The organism is Flagellimonas meridianipacifica, from assembly GCF_003001695.1.
In the GTDB taxonomy this organism is placed as follows: domain Bacteria; phylum Bacteroidota; class Bacteroidia; order Flavobacteriales; family Flavobacteriaceae; genus Flagellimonas; species Flagellimonas meridianipacifica.
The window spans coordinates 1,024,757-1,042,770 of sequence record NZ_PVYX01000001.1 but is presented as its reverse complement, the minus strand read 5'-3'; the positions used below and the strand labels follow the sequence as shown (position 1 = coordinate 1,042,770).

The 18,014-nt window shown below is 34.5% G+C and carries 16 protein-coding genes; all 16 read right to left on the bottom strand.

Annotation, left to right across the window (positions count from 1 at the left end; translation table 11 throughout):
* Nucleotides 1-48 precede the first annotated feature (48 nt).
* Nucleotides 49-1,185 (bottom strand): glycosyltransferase, encoded by a 1,137-nt coding sequence (locus CLV81_RS04600; RefSeq protein WP_245911918.1) that lies wholly within the window; start codon nt 1,183-1,185, stop codon nt 49-51.
* Entirely contained in the window at nt 1,169-2,218 is a 1,050-nt protein-coding gene (locus tag CLV81_RS04595) for a glycosyltransferase family 4 protein (RefSeq protein ID WP_106143869.1), read from the bottom strand. The genes CLV81_RS04600 and CLV81_RS04595 overlap by 17 nt, the downstream gene beginning before the upstream one ends.
* Nucleotides 2,205-3,560 carry an O-antigen ligase family protein gene (locus CLV81_RS04590; protein WP_106143868.1) on the bottom strand — a complete coding sequence of 452 codons (1,356 nt, stop codon included), beginning with the start codon at nt 3,558-3,560 and terminating at the stop codon, nt 2,205-2,207. The genes CLV81_RS04595 and CLV81_RS04590 overlap by 14 nt, the downstream gene beginning before the upstream one ends.
* Before the next feature lie 3 nt (nt 3,561-3,563).
* Nucleotides 3,564-4,712 carry a hypothetical protein gene (locus CLV81_RS04585; protein ID WP_106143867.1) on the bottom strand — a complete coding sequence of 383 codons (1,149 nt, stop codon included), beginning with the start codon at nt 4,710-4,712 and terminating at the stop codon, nt 3,564-3,566.
* A 2-nt stretch (nt 4,713-4,714) separates the two neighbouring features.
* Complete coding sequence (locus CLV81_RS04580) at nt 4,715-5,899, bottom strand: glycosyltransferase family 4 protein (RefSeq protein WP_106143866.1); 1,185 nt, start codon at nt 5,897-5,899, stop codon at nt 4,715-4,717.
* Nucleotides 5,896-7,332, bottom strand: a complete 1,437-nt coding sequence (locus tag CLV81_RS04575) for a lipopolysaccharide biosynthesis protein (RefSeq protein WP_106143865.1) — start codon at nt 7,330-7,332, stop codon at nt 5,896-5,898. The genes CLV81_RS04580 and CLV81_RS04575 overlap by 4 nt, the downstream gene beginning before the upstream one ends.
* A complete protein-coding gene (locus tag CLV81_RS20435; protein ID WP_146129825.1) occupies nt 7,332-8,087 on the bottom strand; it encodes a glycosyltransferase family protein in 756 nt (251 codons plus the stop codon). Before CLV81_RS20435 ends, CLV81_RS04575 begins: the two co-directional genes overlap by 1 nt.
* 555 nt (nt 8,088-8,642) lie before the next feature.
* Nucleotides 8,643-9,464: a class I SAM-dependent methyltransferase gene (locus tag CLV81_RS04565; RefSeq protein ID WP_158259071.1), complete on the bottom strand. Its 822-nt coding sequence runs from the start codon at nt 9,462-9,464 to the stop codon at nt 8,643-8,645.
* Between the two features lie 311 nt (nt 9,465-9,775).
* On the bottom strand, nt 9,776-10,300 hold the full coding sequence (locus tag CLV81_RS04560) for a KdsC family phosphatase (protein WP_106143862.1): 525 nt from the start codon (nt 10,298-10,300) through the stop codon (nt 9,776-9,778).
* Between the two features lie 3 nt (nt 10,301-10,303).
* Nucleotides 10,304-11,341, bottom strand: coding sequence for an N-acetylneuraminate synthase family protein (locus tag CLV81_RS04555; RefSeq protein ID WP_106143861.1), 1,038 nt, complete (start codon nt 11,339-11,341; stop codon nt 10,304-10,306).
* On the bottom strand, nt 11,338-12,093 hold the full coding sequence (locus CLV81_RS04550) for a cytidylyltransferase domain-containing protein (RefSeq protein ID WP_106143860.1): 756 nt from the start codon (nt 12,091-12,093) through the stop codon (nt 11,338-11,340). The genes CLV81_RS04555 and CLV81_RS04550 overlap by 4 nt, the downstream gene beginning before the upstream one ends.
* Nucleotides 12,086-12,424 carry a hypothetical protein gene (locus CLV81_RS04545; RefSeq protein WP_106143859.1) on the bottom strand — a complete coding sequence of 113 codons (339 nt, stop codon included), beginning with the start codon at nt 12,422-12,424 and terminating at the stop codon, nt 12,086-12,088. The genes CLV81_RS04550 and CLV81_RS04545 overlap by 8 nt, the downstream gene beginning before the upstream one ends.
* Before the next feature lie 429 nt (nt 12,425-12,853).
* The gene (locus tag CLV81_RS04540; protein WP_106143858.1) at nt 12,854-13,843 is read right to left on the bottom strand and encodes a hypothetical protein; all 990 of its coding nucleotides are present in this window, start codon (nt 13,841-13,843) and stop codon (nt 12,854-12,856) included.
* A 1-nt stretch (nt 13,844) separates the two neighbouring features.
* Nucleotides 13,845-15,530: a DUF6909 family protein gene (locus tag CLV81_RS04535; RefSeq protein ID WP_106143857.1), complete on the bottom strand. Its 1,686-nt coding sequence runs from the start codon at nt 15,528-15,530 to the stop codon at nt 13,845-13,847.
* A 56-nt stretch (nt 15,531-15,586) separates the two neighbouring features.
* A complete protein-coding gene (locus CLV81_RS04530) occupies nt 15,587-17,083 on the bottom strand; it encodes a GH3 auxin-responsive promoter family protein (RefSeq protein ID WP_106143856.1) in 1,497 nt (498 codons plus the stop codon).
* Entirely contained in the window at nt 17,084-17,953 is an 870-nt protein-coding gene (locus CLV81_RS04525; protein WP_106143855.1) for a M23 family metallopeptidase, read from the bottom strand. It lies immediately after the preceding gene.
* Between the last annotated feature and the right edge of the window lie 61 nt (nt 17,954-18,014).

Below are 18,014 nucleotides of genomic sequence, written 5' to 3'. Positions count from 1 at the left end.
AACTATTAAATGGAAATTAATGGCATTAAAAAAGACAGGCTCCTGAATTTATCGGACTGCTAACTTTTCATATATTTTTTCCAACTGTATTATGTTAGTGCTCATATTAAACTTTTGATTGAACAAGTTTAAAGATTGCTGTTCCATTTCATTTCTTAATTTCTTGTCTTCAATTAGTCTACATATTTTATCTGCCATGTTTTGAATGTCATTGTTCTTAACAAGGAACCCGTTCTCTCCATCGATTACCAAATCTCTGTTACCGTCTGCATCTGTTACAACACATGCTTTCGATAAAGCTAAGCTCTCTATAATGGAATATGGCAATCCTTCATATCTTGCAGTTGAAACATATAACGTAGAGGAGTAAACAATTTTAAAAATTTCTTCTCTTTTTATCCATTTTACCAAAGTAATATTCTTCTCTAACCCGTACTTTTTAATCAACTCCTTTACACTGTTTACGTTTGGACTATATTCTCCAATCCCCATTAAAACAAGATGAATTGAAGGTATTTTATCTTTAACGCATTTTATCACTTCAACCATCATTTCAACGTTCTTTTGATAGGAAGGCCTTCCTACGGAACAAATGTAACTTTTGGGCCAAGTCACAACATGTTGTATTTCGCTATTATTCAATTCAATAGGAAGTATTGAATTGTTAAAAAGCAAAGTATTTGTCTTCTTATACCCAACTTCATTAATTCCTCTTTCAAGTTCTGATTTAGAAGATGCTAACAAAATAGAATTAAAGTTTTTGAAAAGCTTTTCAATGGAAAGGAATATGGTTCTCTTGAGTCCTCTAGGTGCACTTAAATAAGAATACGCTTGGGGAGTATGAAGAACGGTCGTTTTATAAAATAGGGACGCTGCCCTAGCTATAATCCCACCTTTGGCGCTATGTGCATGAACTAAATTAGGTTTTTCTTTTTTTAAGATTTTAATGGTATTAAAAAGAGCAAGAAGGTCATTGAATAAATTTATTTCTCGTGAAATTCTAAATTTAAACTCCTTCAATTTCTCGCCGTGTTTGTTAAGATATTGTTTTTTAGTATCATTTACTCCATGAACAACAACATTCTCAAATTGTTCTGGGTCAATATTTTCTAAAATCAATCTCAAAGACACATCCACACCCCCTACAGAGTTTAGAACATGCATTATCTTAATTTTGTTTTTCAATTTGATTTAATAGTTTTAAAACCTTGTTAGCGCTTGTGTTCCAGCTGAATCTGGACATATTGTCATAGGACATCCTATTTTTATCCAACTTCAGTCCAATCTCAATACCCTCCTTAATGGATTCTACATCTTTTGGGTTTACAAAGATTGCATTTTCTTTTGCAATCTCCCTAAAAACGGGAATATCAGAAATTACACATTTTAACCGCATGCCCATAGCTTCGACAAGAGGTATCCCGAATCCTTCATATAAACTAGGAAAAACAAAGAGTTCTGCATTCTCATAATAAGATGATAAAAGTTCATCTGAAATATTTGTCAAAAATTTTACTCGCTCAACAGAAACATCATTCAATTTGTCCATACTACTGGAAAAGTGTTTTATTTCATTGCCCACGACATATAACTTGATGGACTTATTATCCAACATCGAAAAAGCCTCTAAAAGTCTAGGATAATTTTTTCTAGGATGATGAGAAGACACTGTTAATATGTATTTTTCTTTATTTGTAATTGTCTGCCCACCTGTCTTAAACACATCTGACAAGCCATTATAAACAACAGTTATTTTTTCCTTGGGAATGCCCAACTCCTTTGCAAGCTCATTTTTTGCAGTCTTGCTTACTGTAAAAACATGAAGGCACTTTTTTGCAATTTTGGGTACTAAAAAGTTGTATAGATAAGAAAAGCTTTTGGAAAAAGTTTCCTTGTAGTACTTAAACGCCATATCATGTATTGAAACTATCTGATTTCGATAGAAAAGTGGTCCAGTGTAGCCAAAAGATATCAAGAGCGGTCGCTTATTCATAGATAAATAGAGTGGTAAATCAATCTGTTCCCAAATATGGCTTCTGTTAAGCCCTATAACCTCGGCTTTTAATTCTTCTGCCAACTTATGATGAAGTATTCCTGGATGAGTGATAAAATGTACCTTGTCCCCCAGTCTTTTTTTTATAATCTTCGAAATTTCAATTGCAAACCTTTGGACGCCCGTAACCGGCTGAGTAAGAAATCGTGCGTTAACTATTATCATTTATCAGAATTTCTGAGTTGAATAAGAAGAGAGCGCTAAAGAAAGAATAGAATATTAATCCATCTGAGCGCAATAAAACATTTTCTGTTAAAAATACAATCGAGACTATAGTCAAAAAGTAGAAGTATTGACTTAATTTTCTTCTCAGTGCTACCCTAAATTGTATATATATAGAAATTAAGAATGCTATTAAGCCAAGAAATCCGCTTGATAATAGGAAAAACAAATATTGATTGTGAGTATTGTATGTAGTCCAGCGGTAAATTTTGGCTTTTAGATCCTTTCTGTAGCAATTATCCAGTCCATCCTGTACATCCCCCAAACCTAAACCAAAAAGAATATCGTCTTTAATTACTTTAAATGAGCAATAGTAGACACCATTTCTCACATTGGTAGAGTTGTACGTTTCAATGTCGTTTCCCTTGCTGGGAAGAGCAAACTTGGTCTTGAACACCTCGTCTACACGCAAACGAATGGAATCTACGGTCAAGTAACTTCCAATTGCTATAAAACCTGTAAAACCAAAGGCAAGCAAATATGTCTTCCAACTAAGTTTTGTAAACAAAATTATTGTTAAAAGGCCCCCTAATAGTATTGCCAAAATCGGCATCCTAGTAGACAACAGCAACAACCAAAAAAACAAAAAACCACCTAAAATAATCAGTAATGTGTACCTAATTATTCTGTTTTTGTTCTTTTTAGACGGGACATGTTTAAAAAGTAGAAATAAGACAAAAGATATCCAAAGCCCTTGATAGGTAGTATGGACATTTACCAGATTGACCACATAATTACGGAATCTTCTAAGTTTGATTGTATTCTTTATTTCAGCATCTATGGTATCATAGCTACTTAAATTATTTCTTTGAATCTCACGTTGGCTTAAATCTTCCAATAAGAATGTTCTATTATTGATTGACATCAATATTTGATATGTAACTAAAAGCACAACGGAAACACAAAAAATGATTATTATTTTCTCCCGCCTTTTTCTGTCAAATTTATTTGTGTTGAGGAAAAAAATGAGCGGATAAATAAGCAAGGAAGAAACCTGAACTAGTTTATCTAAGCCTTCGCCAAAGTTTTTAGAATAAAAAACTGAGGTTAACAAACAAACAAAAGGTAATATGGTAAAAACAAAAATTTTCCGATTTCTTTTTATTTGTACTAGGTTTAACTTCCTTTCCTTTAAGTATAAATCTAGACCTAAAAGTGCCCAAATTATAGTAACTGCACTCCTCGCACCATAGGGCAGTAATGGAAATAAAGCGAGCAGGTAAGATAATTGAACAAAACCTATGTTTACAAATCTTTCGCTAACTGGTAAAATAGATTTAATCACCTTCTAAAGTTCTTTTTTAAGAAATAATAAAGGAAAGAGGACAAGAAAAGGAATACTTTGGGTAATAGTAATAAAAAAGGCTCCTATAAGAAAAGAAATAAGTATAATCTTTAGCCTTTGATTATTGTTGGCCTTTTCGATTAGGAAAAGGACAATCAGCGCAATTCCTATTAAACCGGTTGAAACGAGCATTAGAAGCCAATAGCTATCCAATGTAGAAACAAATCCAACCCCTCTTGCAGCTCCACCCACATTTCCGATTGCACCCCCAAAAAGCAAATTGAATTCCACTTCCAAATCGTTTACCCAATGATTCACCCTAGCAACAATTGAATACAACGATAAAAATTTAAAAAAATATAGTGGAATGGCAACCAGAATAACTAATCCAACTAAGTATGGCAATATTATATTTAATTTAAAAAGATTCTTCTTCTTAAGAAAGAATTGAAACAGATAATAAAAAAGAAAAATAAGGTAGACACTCCTTACAAAGGCCACCAATATCAGTAAAAAAGCAAAAACCTTCTTTTTTCTATATACTTCATCTTCTTCGAACAAGAAGTAGCAAAGAAGGCCAAAATGCCCAACAGCCGCGGTTTCCCCAATAAGGCCTGGACTCCTCCAAAAGATATAATAGTTGCTAATTTTAAACTTGTACTCCATATCAATTGGCCAAACAAATCTGCCCGTCAACAGTTTCATATAATCCGCAGGTCCCAAAATATATGTCAAGAAAACAAACAGTAAATTCAACAAAACCAGTATGTATAGGAGTTTAAGTATTTTTCTCCACAAATGGATTGGAATACTCGTTTGTTCAAGTAAAAAAACAAGTATATAAATTAAAAGTACCTCTCTAAAAGCAAACAAAAACCCGGAAGTATCCGTAACGTTGTATACCAAAATAAAAGTGCAAATAACAAAATAGAACAAAACTAGGATGTCAATCATAGAATACTTGAAGACAGCTCCATTGACAAATTTTAAACCATAATAGGTTAACACAATTAAGACTCCGATCGGATGCAAAGCAGATTTTAACTCCCAATTGCCAAAAAATTCAAACAAATTGAAAGTTATGATTCCCTGAGTGGCAACAACTTGGACTAAAATGCCAAAAAAAAGTAATTTGGTCAGGTTATATTTCATCGTTAGTCATTTAAGACTTCGTGAAAAGTATTTATATAACTTTTAGTTGAGGTTTCTAAAGAGAATTTATCTAAATCCTTTTTATCAAAACTAAACTCCTCTAAAATTCTTGGGAACTCAATTACTTTAGCTAATAATTGTGATAGCTCCCTTTTTTCTGGTTCAAATATGAAAGCCCTATTTTTCTCTCCAAGTATTTCTGGTATCCCTCCTCTGTTGCTCCCAAGAATCGGTTTTTTATAAATCAACCCTTCAAGGACTACTCTGCCGAATGGTTCTTCCCATATAGAGGGTACCACTAGGGTGTCTATCTTTTTAAAAAAGTATGCTGGATCTACATATCCATGAAAAAAAACTTTTCCTTTTAAAAGTTTTGAAGTTAGTTTTTCTTGATAGGTCTTATCTATTTTTCCTGCAACATGTAAAACCCAATTAAATTCGCTTTTAACCAATGAAAGACTTTCTATTAAAAGTTCAAGCCCTTTCGAAGGGTTAATCTGACCAATAAATCCAAACTGGATTTCTTCGAGATTATCTAGTTTAAAATTTTTGTTCATCTCAATTGGAATCTTGAACCCATTAGAAATAACCTTTCTCTTAGAATTTAAAAAATATCCGTTAGAAATGTGATTTGTTAAAATAAAACTGCTAATTCCAATTACACAGTGAACTTTTTGAGATTTTTTCTTCTTTGTTAACGATAGAAGATTACACTCTATACACTTTTTAGTACATAAGCTTTTTCCTTTAAATTTAGTTGTTCTAGGGCATTGGAGGTAATAATCCCTAAGAGTATGAACTACTTTTATTTTTTTCAACGCCGCAATACTCCAAATGTTTACTGAAAAGCCTGCTAAATTGTTTGTATGGACTATATCTGGTTTAAATTCTTCGAATATCTGGCTTATAGTTCTTTTATAGCTTCTATTATTGACATCCCTTATGTGCCAAATCAATTTTTGGAGAGCAGTCAATTCCTTTTCTTCAAAAGGCCAAAAGATATTTTGCAATTTCAAACGCCATATAGAGATTCCATTAATGATTTTTTTTTCTTGATTTTCTCCCAACGTAACCACACCAACAACAATATTTTTTTTTGACAGGTTTTCCGCCAAATCTTGGACTGAGATTTCAGCCCCTCCTATTCTATAAGGGGTATATAAAGTATTAAATATTAGAATCCTCAATTGAATAATTTTATTTCCGTTAAATACTTCCTAATGTCCGATTTGAAAACGGAATAACTAACTGACAATACAAGAATAAAAATGAGAGCCTTAAACAACAAGAAGGGCAAACTAAATTCCCATGAATAACTAAGCAAAGAGATTGTAAAAAAGCCTAGGGGCGCCAGTAACATATATCTTATCGGATAACCGACATTTAAATATTTATTGTGCACGAAACTAAGGAATATTGTTAAGAACAATTTACTTAAAAATGTAGCCAAGGCAGCTCCCAAAATGTCATATAACGGGATAAAAACCAAGTTTAACAGAATATTTAGTAAAGCCGATAAGATGGTTGCAACCGGTATGATTCTGTTCCCTCTTCCCTGTATATCATAAAACAAAGAACTAGCAAAAAAGTAATAAACTCCATGGTATACGTAAGCAAAAGAAATAAACGGTATTACAATCCAGGATTTATGATACGCTTTGGGTGTAATCAATAGTATGATTTCCCTTCCAAAGAAAGAGAGCCCCAAAGCAATAAGACAATATATTACAATCAAAAACCTTGAAATCTCAGGGATTCTCTCTGTGGAATTCTCTTTTATTTTTTGATTAAACCATGGAACAAATGCTTGATTTATGCCCGATGCAAGCAAAAAAACAACAGCTCCAAAATTATTGCCAATACTATAAATCCCGGCTAATGAGGTACTAAGAATCTTGTTGATTAACAAGCGATCAATCAGAGAGGTAGCTACTCCGGCGAGTGTATGCGGAATCACTGGAAATGAATATTTAATTGCTTTTCGAAGAATCTTTTTATCAATTCCAAATATCAAATCCTTCTTAAAACTAAATAAGGTGTATACAAAAAATACAATGTTAGTAATGGCCAATGCCCCAAGTACACCTTTCGCTCCCAAATCAAAAACAATTACCCCAACCAAGAGTAACACCATATTAAAAACAAAAAATGCTATGTTATTTTTTCCGTAGCGAACTCCTTCTTGCCTAGCTTGTAGAGAGTTTTGATAAATCAAATAGCACGGATTGAAGATTACAGATATTAAGCCCAAAAACATATAGGGAAAGAATTCAACATCAACTAAAAAAGGTTCAAGTAGCCATCTGCGCCCTAGAAAAATTATTGCCGAAACTATAAAACTATTGAAAAGGACAAAAGTGACTATAGTTCCGAAAAACCTTTTCACCAAACCCTCGTCCTCCTTGAACTCATAATAAAAGCGATTTAAGCTTCCATTTAAAGCAAGTAGGTAGAAAACGTTGAGAAAAGTATTTATAGCCATGACAACAGCTACAATACCATAGTCAAATGGGGTCAGGTAAATGGTTAAAATTGGAATAAGAAAGAAGTTAATTCCTTTTTGTAGTAGCATTATTGTACTATAAATCGCGGAATTCCTTAATAAGCTTTTCTTCCCCATTAGAAATTGAGTGTTTTTATAATGATATCAGCTGCTTTGGAGGAAGAACTTCCATAAAAATCACTTTCTATTGCTGCATTATAGTATTTTGCCTTATTTTGAACATGAGGCTTGTTGCTTCTTAGTGAATTAATCTTCTTGATTAAATTTGTCTTGCCACTATAATGATTAATCAAATTGTTCTGAACAAACCCGTAGTAATCAAGAAATCTATTATCATTGAAATTATAACTCATTGAAAACACATTCAACAGTACTGCTTCTAAATGTATAGAGGAGTCTGAAGCTATTAGTGCATCAATTCTATTCAAGAACTCAAAAGAGTTTTCCACCCTAGAATTTGAAAGATGTACCTTTTGGATTTTCAATGTTCGCTTGTCTGAAGGGTGGGGTCTAATTACAAATTTTAAATCTGGAAAAGTTCCTGTTAGTTGATTTATGAGCTCTTTTACCAGATTGATATTATCCATAGCATTGTATGCAATACCAATGGATTCAATTTTGCTTTTAGTGTTCATCCATTGTACATATTTATCTAATTTTGGCATTCCAATAAGACTAATTTTGGTATTTGTCTTACCTATTGCCAAGTATTTGTTTTTGGCATCTTGGCCCTCCAATAACGCGTAGTCAAATTTTAATGGAGGAAAATACTTGGATACTGATGCGTGCTGAACATAATAACTGGTTATATTCAGTTTTTTAGCTGCTAACAACAAAGCTCTAGGTGCAATTTCATGGTCATTTGTAAACACAATAGCTCTTGGGCGGTATTTTTTTAATATTCTAAGACTTTCTGAATAATAACCGCATGTTTTAAAGAGTAAATCATAATAAGAAACAGCTTTGGACCTATATGAAAAAAAGTAAACAAAGAAATTAAGTGGAAAAAATAGGAGATAAAAAAACCTAAATCTGTAATCGCAAAAGCAAGTCTCATAGTTTGGTCCTTCCTTAATTGAGTACCTGGACACAAAAATAGAATCGCTTACATTCTTTTGAATTGAACTTAAAGCATTATAATTATTGGAAGATATACTAAAAAACCAGACCTTATCCTTAGGAATTCTTTTTACAATAAATAGTCTGATAATGCTACCAAAGAAATCTTTGAGGATAATTTTTATCTTTTTTAAATGGGATTGGGGGGATATTTGATCTCTTCTTTGCCCCGAAACCAAGTCAAGATATCCCCCAAACCAAATTTGTAAGATATCGTTCCATATTTCGCCGACTTGACCTATCGTTTTATTCATTTAGGCTTCATTTCAAAGAAATACGTTTCAGACTTTAATTCTCTTAAGGGTCTTCTATTTGTATACTTTTAAGATAATACCCCCTGGAGATAGAACCTGTAAAGACAATAATAACTTTTGCAATATTTGGAGAATTACTTCCACAAAAATAACAGGCCAAACGACTATTCTTACAAGTATGGATTTTACTAAAGATGCCTTTTTATCCCTCGTAAAAAAACGTTTGGTAATCGTATTGCTGAACCAGGCTGAACGATAATATTCAATTCGATGATTAATTTCCTTGTCTTCAGAATTCTCAACTAAACAATCAAAGCTGTCCTTAGAAAACGAGTAGAGATGTCGTGGGGGGTCACAATGCCAAAATCTTAAAAAAAATCCTCTTACCGTTTTTCCAAAAGAGTTATACTTAAGGGACAGGAAAAAATATTTTACTACCGAAATCATCGGATTAAAATAAGTCTCGGTATTCGCTGAATGAGGGGTCTTAATAATTAATACACCTCCCTTATTTAATTTTTTCAAAAGCTTTTCAAGAAAAGCTTTTGGGTCTTTTACGTGTTCTATAACATTATCGGAAAAAATAAAGTCAAATTTTTCATCGAAATCATCAATGTTATCAATTATATGCGTCGACTGCAACCCAAAATTTTCAATCGTGAATTTTTTGGCTTCATTATCCAAATCTTGATAAAAACACTCCATACCCAGCTCTTTGGCTGCTTTATAGGCTATTCCTGTGCCCGCTCCAAAGTCCAAAAACTTTTTTTCTGATAGGCTTTTTTCATCTCCTTCAAGTTGAAAGAGCTTTATTAATTCTTTTTTCTTGTCTTTAATCTTTCTTCGAATCTCATAGTCCTCTGGTTTTTGAAACATGAAGCCTTGATAAAATGTTTCTAATTCGCTATTTGAAGGTAACGGTTCAACAAAGGTTAAGTAGCAATCTTTGCATCTAAGAACATCATATCCATTTAATTTAATCAACGGAAGTATTTTCTTCGAAGTGCATATTGGACATTTACTCATAAGTAGTTCTTTTAATTATACTTGCAAAGACGTATTTATCAAATGGTTCTAAAACCTAGAGGATGGCTTCAAGTTACATCACACAATAATTTCATTAGAGTTATTTACAAAAGTGATATTTTCTTAAATGGTAAGGTCTTTACTAGTTTTTTACAAAAATATTATTGAATGTTTTTTTTATTTATCATTGCTTTGTTTTCAACTAATTCTTTAATTGAAATATCATTCTCTTGTAAAATCCTCTCAACAAACTCTCTAAATACACCTTCTCCACCTTTTTTTGAAAGTTTCCAACCAGCTACGACCTTAATGTATTCTGGAGCGCTAGAAGGACAGGCACTTAACCCGGCTTTCAATAGAACAGCATAATCATTAATGTCATCTCCTAAATAAGCGATATCACACCACTGAATTTTTAATTCATCGAGCAAATTCTCTATAAGTTTAACTTTATCTTTTACTCCTAAAAAGACATATTCCATTTTTAACTTAGCCCCACGCCTTTTAACGGAATTTGTGTTTTCTCCGGTAACTATGCCGCAAGGAATGCCAAGCATTTTGCAGAAAAGCACTCCCGCACTATCATAGGTGTTGAATTTTTTAAATTCATTTCCTTTTTCATCATAGTACATACCCCCATCTGTCCAAACTCCATCAATATCAGTAAGAATCAATTTAGGAAGCATGCGTTAATCAATTAAGTTTTCCGGATAGATAATTTCATCTTTTGGAAGGTCCTTGATTGCTTTTTTGCCGAGTATCAAATCCTTCTCACTCCATTTGAATCCATCTCCTGGACTCAAAAGATGAATGTCATTTTCGGTAATAACATGACCTGCTTGTAAAGGTTTGAGTGTTGCTATGGATCTTTCTAGCTTTTCTCTTGCCATTTTGACGGCGTTTTCGATAAAAATCTTTTCTTCTCCAAATGAAAGCTCTAAATTTCTAATATCCCGCATCATTCTATAAATTCCATCAATGGCCAATGAGCCAGCTTGATCAGTACCTTTCATTTGTCTATCCAAAGTAATATGCTTTTCTATTATTTCAGCACCCATAGACACCGCTGCAATTGGTGTAGCAATCCCTACAGTATGATCAGAATAGCCAATGACATATTCCGGATAGTTTTTCTTTAAATAGGTAATAGTGTTCAAATTGACGTTTTCATATTTAGTCGGATATTCCGAAACACAGTGCAGTATGGATATGTTTGAGTGATACTTTTGAATAGTGTCCAAAGCTTGGTTAAGTTCTTTCTCCCCTGCCATTCCAGTTGATAGTATTATTGGTATTTTGGTTTCGGCCATCGCGGACAGCAAAGGTAAATTAGTTAGGTCTCGAGAGGCTACTTTTAACTTATCCGGAGTGAACAACTTTAAAAGGCTTAAACATCCTATGGCGCATAGTGTTTCTACAAAATCCAACCCTTTTGATTTTGCATATTTGTATATTTCAAAATGCTGACTATCGTCAAGTTCGAGAAAAGACCTATGTTCCCCATACGTTTTCCCAAAAGAATGTGGAGAATCATATAATCTGTTCATTTGTGATGCTGATAGCTCCTGATTTAAATCCCTTTTTGTCAATTTAATCGCGTCCATTGTTTTTAACTCTTTTCCAAAAAGTTTATCATGCACAGGTCGACTAACTACATCAATAATAAGTTTAGCAATATCTACAGAACCATTATGATTTTGCCCTATTTCTCCAATTATATAAGTCATTTACTATATTTTGCTATGTTGTTCATCATGGATGTGCGGTATGATGGATTTCTATCCAAAAAATCAATCGTCTTGACAATACTGTAATTAAATTTCTTATACATGCCGTATAATTTCGAAAGGTTATTAAAGTCGTCGATATTGTCAATTGTAAACCTAAGATCCTTTCTGCTAAAAACTTCGGGGAAAGCTTCCTTTAGATATATTCTAAATATTTCTGGATTGGAATATATATAGTTTGTAACATGTTCTTGATATATAAGGTCTTCGGAGCTTTTATTTGTTTTTTCCAATGCCTTAAGGGTAACTATTTCTGCAAAAAGACCTAAATGTGTTCTAACAACTGGCATTCCCTCATCATTTTTATAGCTATAATAGTCAAAAGACTTGTTTTTGTAAAATATTTCTATTAACTCAGATATATGATTGATGTCCAAAAAAGGATTGTCCGAACATACTCTTACAATTATATCAATTTCATATTGTTTTGCTGTTTCAATAAATCTCTCAAGCACATTATTTTCACTACCGCGGTAAAAACCTATTTGAAATTTGGTTGCAAATTTCTCGAGCACATCGTCACCAGAGTTGATGGATGTGGCCAGGAGTATAGGGTATTTATTTTTAAGCTTGACAAGCTTTTGAAGTAAAATTTCAAGAATAGACATGTTGTCATAAAAAGGTAGTAATATCTTTTTCGGTAGCCGGTTAGACCCTACTCTAGCTTGGACAATTATTCCTACTTTACTCATTTATTACAATATTCCAAGAGTTTCGTGTGTTTTTAGAAAACCGAAGCCCCCTTTTTAAACAATAGTTTAGAGAAGTAATGTCAAGAACGCATGGAACAACCGGCAAACCAATCTCTTCGCATAAATCAAATACAGAATCCCATTCTTTAAAGCTCGGTGTATTGTTTAAATAGATCTCGTGTTTTGAATAATCTTCAACACAAAATGAATTAAAATCCATCAGTTGCATCGTAAAGTAATCGGATTTTGCATCTTTAGCTGCCATGGCCAGCTTTTTTAAATACTCGACGCTTCCATTGTGATTAAATGCGCTCTCTGCTATTATTTTCATTGAATGAATTTAATGTAATTAATTATGCAATTCCTTGCCTCGATATCAAGTGGTTACATTAACTTAATATCATTTTAAAATCATATTGAACCGTTAAGTGATGACTTTTACCACATATTCCTTTTTTGATTTCCCTCCTGTATAAAAACCTCTCTATTTAGAACTAAAAATTAGCATTAAGCCAGATAAAAATGAAAATGAACGGAATGATGCAATCTATAAGTCCCATGAACATCTTTAGTTTATTTGGAGCGATTATCAGCAAAGATTACCTCTTTTACTTTTTTTGATTTGGGTGACATCAGGATTGGGAGTTTGTTTTATTACTATTTCTCTTTATCAGCAAAATTATCGGTTTTTATTTTCAATTTTGTAGTCATGCGGCTTCTATTAAAGCCTAGTTGAATATATAGACATAACTGGATACCGCTACAACAATGCTCTTGCCTTTTTATCAAATATCAATATTAGTTCCCAAACCAAGAATATGGCAACAAAAAGAATTGGCACAAGCACCAATTTTCTGCCAAAAAAAGGTTTAACAATCCTTTGGGGATTGCCCATGTTAAGTATGTTAATTGGCTCCTCTTGTTCTTGTAATTCAATTCTTTTTTGGGCTGAATTTTGAATCAAACTATTTTTAAATTGAAAAAGACTGGTTATTTCCATTGGTTTCTCATTATCCAAAAGAATTCTATTTTCTGCAGGGCTGGATTTATCTCCTGCGATACTTTCGGTATATTCTGCGATGAGGCTGTCAATTTGTTTAATAAGCAGTTCATTCTGTTTTAAACGTATTATGGCATTCTCCCTATTGATAGCCGTAAGGTCTCTAAAAAAATCTGAAGAATTAATGTATTCCATAACTTTTACAGCAAAAACTTTTCCCTCGGAGGGATTTTTAAAAGTGAAAATTATCCTATGGTTCAATGAACTATTTTTAAGAATTTCTGAACGAATTACATCTGAAAATTGAGTGTTGTTTTGAAACTTCTCCAAAAACTTTAAGTATTCTAAGTCTTCCTTTTTGTTATTTTTACCCTCAATCGATTCAATTGTTATTTTGAAATGTCCTAAGTCTTCGACTTTTATTCCTATGTCATTAAAGAATATTGTATCCTTTGCTCTTATCTTGTTCTCAATCTCAGCGACAACATCATATAAATAATTCTTACTATCTAAAATGGGCTTAACTAACACTTCTATCTTGCTCTTTTCCTCTGTAATTTGATTTAGACCGTACCCAATACATAGACCTAAAAGAGCTAGCCCTCCAACAATAAAAGCCCTCTTTTTTAGATACAAAAACAATCTTAGGAAGGCTATACCTAATTTGTTGAAACCATTCCCAATCATCTGAAACACTTGACCTAAATCTATTTCATCTGAGCTGTTTTTATTTACCGGTTGTTCTTCCATCTTATGAATTGAATATTTGCTTTAAAATCCTATCTGTAATCAAGTATGTGGGCTTTACCCCTGTGGTACCAAGCCCTCCTGAAGCCAGGGTACTACCTGTTTCCAGCGGGTTATCTGATGCATAGTAGGCATACCTTACCTTGACGTCTTTTTTTATGCTCTTGCGTATTTTTGATGCGGATTGTATTGCTTTTTGATAATGTACCCCTTCCATTTCCAGACCAATTACGTTCCATGTGGATTCATGGAAAAATTTGAGTATGTCCTTATTCTGAAGTGATGTTCCCAATACGGTTACCATAGTACCTTCCAATACCTTTAATCCATATCCTTCAAAATCTACCGCACTTAATTCGTTTTTAAAAGGATAATTATCTGCAGTCCCTTCAAAAATATGTGCCGATGGTATCATCAAATCTCCCTTTCCACCTTCCAAGATTCCTGCCTTTCCCATTATGGAAATTGAATCCACATTGAGAAACCGCTTATTTTTTTTATTTGTCAGTGGCTTTAGAAGCTCGTCAATGGTTTCATACGCTTGCTCGCCAAAAGCATAGTCCATTACAAAAATAACAGGTTTCTGAATCTCCTCAATTGCCTCACCAAAATCGTAGCAACATGCTCCTTTTCCGAATTTTGCCGAATCAAAAATCTGTATATCGATGTTCGCGCCAGAATTATCATCCAAGAAAATCATCCCGTTCTCCTGAGCCCATGTCTGAACTTTTGTCTGAAGTTCTTTGTTCTCCGAAGAGCTAAGGGCTTCATAGATTTCCAGTGACTCGGAATTAGGAAACTCATTGGACAACGCCATTCTAGCAAAGAGGGAATTCATCACACTGTGCATATTTGCACTTATAATATGGATGGGCCTATCCAAAAGATTTTGTTTCTCCAACGCACTTTTGATTGCATCTGCCCAGCGCTCACCATGTATGTGATGGCCCAGTCTTTCGCGAAGCAAGGGGCTGAACGTGATGGTTCTTTTGTTTCCAGTGGTTTCTTCTTCTATTGCCAATTTTCCCAACCAATATACCAGATTGAGGAAACGATCTTTGTTTTTTGCACTCTCCAGTTTTCCATGGATCTCAGATACCTCTTCATAGGTCCTTCCTAAGATGTTCGCCGTATGGATAAAAGCTACCTCTCTTTCTGATTCCGTTTTTTCTTCCTTCTCCACAAATTCCACGAGTTTTTCCCAATCCCTAATGGTAGCTTTGCCATCTTCCACCAAAACCCGTTCTGATATCTTACCAGACTCTACAAAAAGGAAAGTAAGGTGGGTCAAGATATCATAAATATCACTCCGTCCTCTAGTGATTTCAATGTTCATTTGCTCATCGTCTATACGATAGCAATTTCTTCTACGCTTTGGAGGGATTATGGCTTTAAGGTGGGATTTTGAGAAGCCCTCATCCGAAGTGAGGTTAATGAAACGACATTCCTCAATGCCCTCCGGCAAACGTTCCAAAACATAGATGAGACCATTTAGTTCGGCTTTCTCTTCTGCTATGCTACCATAGATTTCAGGTCTTAACACTAAAAGTGCGTTCCGCAATGCATTGCCGGACACCCCCGAGGGTTTATAAAACCCGCGATTCAATAAATGGCGCATGGTAATGTAAAGCCGTTCTATGGCATTTGTGGATTCCTGCGCCCGGGTTGTTTGTTTTACTCGTGTAGCCATCTTAACTTCTGGCAAAAATACACGAATTCCGAAGAAACCAACATCTTATTTTAGCCCTAAACCCTAAAAGGTTGTAATCCGTCTGCGACCTTTCTATCATTGGCCAAACGTTGAACTTTGTTTTGCCCTCCCAATTTGCCTATGGTTTTCATATACTCCTGAAATCCACCCAACTTTATCTGTGAAATCTTTAACGGCTGCAGAATCTTGCCATCTATCAAATCAAAATAGTAACTATTCTGTTTTTGCATACTTTGATCAATATCCGATAAAAACTTTTCAAGGTCAGATGGTCCGTTTTCAAACTCTATGAACCATTCATGATAGGGCAACTCTCCCTCCTCAGGAGAGGTTTGTGGTGCCACAGTAAATTCATTCACCACCGCATCTGAATTGGAAACAGCCAATTTCAATGCCTCTTCCACTTCCTTGGCAATAACATGTTCACCAAAAGCTGATATGAAGTGCTTGATTCTTCCGGATACCAAGATTTTATAGGGCTTTTTAGAAATAAACCGCACGGTATCCCCAATGTTATATGCCCATAGTCCAGCATCGGTAGAAATAATCATCGCATAATCCACCCCTAGCTCAACCTCGGTCAGGGTTAAACGTTTACGGTCTTGGGAAAAGAATTCATCAGCTTTAACAAACTCGTAGAATATGCCCGAATTGAGTAAAAGAAGCATTCCTGGATCATTCTGTGAGTTTTGGTACGCAAAAAATCCTTCGCTTGCTGGAAAAAGCTCAATACTATCCACCTTTTTTCCAATCAGTCTTTCAAATTTTGCCCTGTACGGTTCATAGTTTACCCCACCATAAATAAAGAGGTTAAAGTTCTTGAACAACTCGCCCACTTTCTTCCCGGTTTGCTCTTGTAATTTTTCAAAATACATCTGAACCCAAGAAGGAATTCCGGCAATAACCGTCATGTTTTTGGATACAGTCTCCTCAACTATCTTGTCTACTTTGGTCTCCCAATCTTCAATACAATTGGTTTCCCAACTAGGCAAGCGGTTTTTCTGAAGATACCCGGGAACATAGTGTGCTGAAATTCCGGATAATCTTCCCAGTTTGATTCCTCCTTTTTCTTCCAACACTGGACTGCCCTGAAGAAAAATCATTTTTCCATCGACAAAGTCCGTATTTCCTGTTTCGTGAATGTAATTTAGAATAGCATTTCTGGATGCATTTACTTGATGTTTTATAGATTCTTTAGTGATAGGAATGTACTTTGCCCCCGATGTAGTTCCTGAGGTCTTTGCAAAATAAATGGGTTTTCCTGGCCACAATACATCCGTTTTACCATCAATTATTTGTTCAACGTAAGGTTTTAACTCCTCGTAATCCCGAATGGGTACGTTTTCTACAAAGTCCTTATGGGTTCTGATATTTTTAAAATTATGGTCCCGCCCGAATTCCGTCTTTTGAGCGCGTCCTATAAGACTTTCAAAAACTTGGGCCTGTGTGTTTATAGGGTCGTTTGCCCATCTGTTGGTCTTTTTAGCAATGAAGCGGGCAAACCATTTGGCGGCGATAGCTTTTAAGGACATTTACTTAAAGTCTATATAGTTTAAGGGGTTTATGGGTTTGCCGTTCTTCCAAAGTTCAAAATGAAGATGAGGACCGGTAGTTAATTCCCCTGTATTACCAACCTCAGCGATTACCTCTCCAGCTCTTACCAAATCTCCTTGAGATTTACTTAATGAACCATTGTGTTTATAGACCGAAGTTAAATCATCCTGATGTTTGACAATTATGACATAACCCGTTTGTGAAGTCCATTCGGAAAACAGAACGGTTCCGTTGGCCACAGATTTAACAGGAGTACCTCTAGGTGCGACGATATCAACTGCATAATGTTTTAGGCGAGTGTCAAAGCCTTGAGACAACGTACCGTTTAAAGGGGAAAACAAAAGTACCTCCACATTTTCCACACTTCGTTCAAATAAATTGTATTTATCTTCTAGTTCTACTTCTTCCCTCAGCAATAAATCTTCACGAATTGGAGTCAAATCTACAGTAGAAGGGTCCAACTTAAAACGTTCAAATAGCGAATCCCGGTTGGTCTCGTTATTTTCAATGTCCCCTTTAAGGACCATGCGGATATTATCCAAATACCTATTGGTATAATCCAGAACGGTTACCAAAGAGTCCGTTTTATAGGTCAGCTCGGTAGCTTGTCTTTTTAGTCTTGTGGAAGAATATCCAGGAATATACTCCCTTAGAGGGGTAAAAGCTATTATGAGCGTTGTTAAGCCAATTAAAACAATTATGAACAGGGTTCCCGTGACAAAAACGTTCATCCGGTTCAACTTAAAAGAAATCTTTTCCTCAAAAGTATTCTCGTTAAGAATGACCAAACGATACTTATGCAGCAGTTTTCGTTTAAGCTCTTTCCGCTTTCTTTTTTTGGTCGCCATAGTGACAAAGATAGTTCTAGATTTTAATTCCCATGTTAAGCTTTTTAAAATGCCGCACAAA

What these genes read in the sequence shown, in the direction of transcription:
- CLV81_RS04595 (WP_106143869.1), bottom strand. Translation starts at nt 2,218, where the DNA reads ATGATAATAGTTAACGCACGATTTCTTACTCAGCCGGTTACGGGCGTC.
- CLV81_RS04585 (WP_106143867.1), bottom strand. Translation starts at nt 4,712, where the DNA reads ATGAAATATAACCTGACCAAATTACTTTTTTTTGGCATTTTAGTCCAA.
- CLV81_RS04575 (WP_106143865.1), bottom strand. Translation starts at nt 7,332, where the DNA reads ATGGGGAAGAAAAGCTTATTAAGGAATTCCGCGATTTATAGTACAATA.
- CLV81_RS04565 (WP_158259071.1), bottom strand. Translation starts at nt 9,464, where the DNA reads ATGTTTCAAAAACCAGAGGACTATGAGATTCGAAGAAAGATTAAAGAC.
- CLV81_RS04560 (WP_106143862.1), bottom strand. Translation starts at nt 10,300, where the DNA reads ATGCTTCCTAAATTGATTCTTACTGATATTGATGGAGTTTGGACAGAT.
- CLV81_RS04555 (WP_106143861.1), bottom strand. Translation starts at nt 11,341, where the DNA reads ATGACTTATATAATTGGAGAAATAGGGCAAAATCATAATGGTTCTGTA.
- CLV81_RS04550 (WP_106143860.1), bottom strand. Translation starts at nt 12,093, where the DNA reads ATGAGTAAAGTAGGAATAATTGTCCAAGCTAGAGTAGGGTCTAACCGG.
- CLV81_RS04545 (WP_106143859.1), bottom strand. Translation starts at nt 12,424, where the DNA reads ATGAAAATAATAGCAGAGAGCGCATTTAATCACAATGGAAGCGTCGAG.
- CLV81_RS04540 (WP_106143858.1), bottom strand. Translation starts at nt 13,843, where the DNA reads ATGGAAGAACAACCGGTAAATAAAAACAGCTCAGATGAAATAGATTTA.
- CLV81_RS04535 (WP_106143857.1), bottom strand. Translation starts at nt 15,530, where the DNA reads ATGGCTACACGAGTAAAACAAACAACCCGGGCGCAGGAATCCACAAAT.
- CLV81_RS04530 (WP_106143856.1), bottom strand. Translation starts at nt 17,083, where the DNA reads ATGTCCTTAAAAGCTATCGCCGCCAAATGGTTTGCCCGCTTCATTGCT.
- CLV81_RS04525 (WP_106143855.1), bottom strand. Translation starts at nt 17,953, where the DNA reads ATGGCGACCAAAAAAAGAAAGCGGAAAGAGCTTAAACGAAAACTGCTG.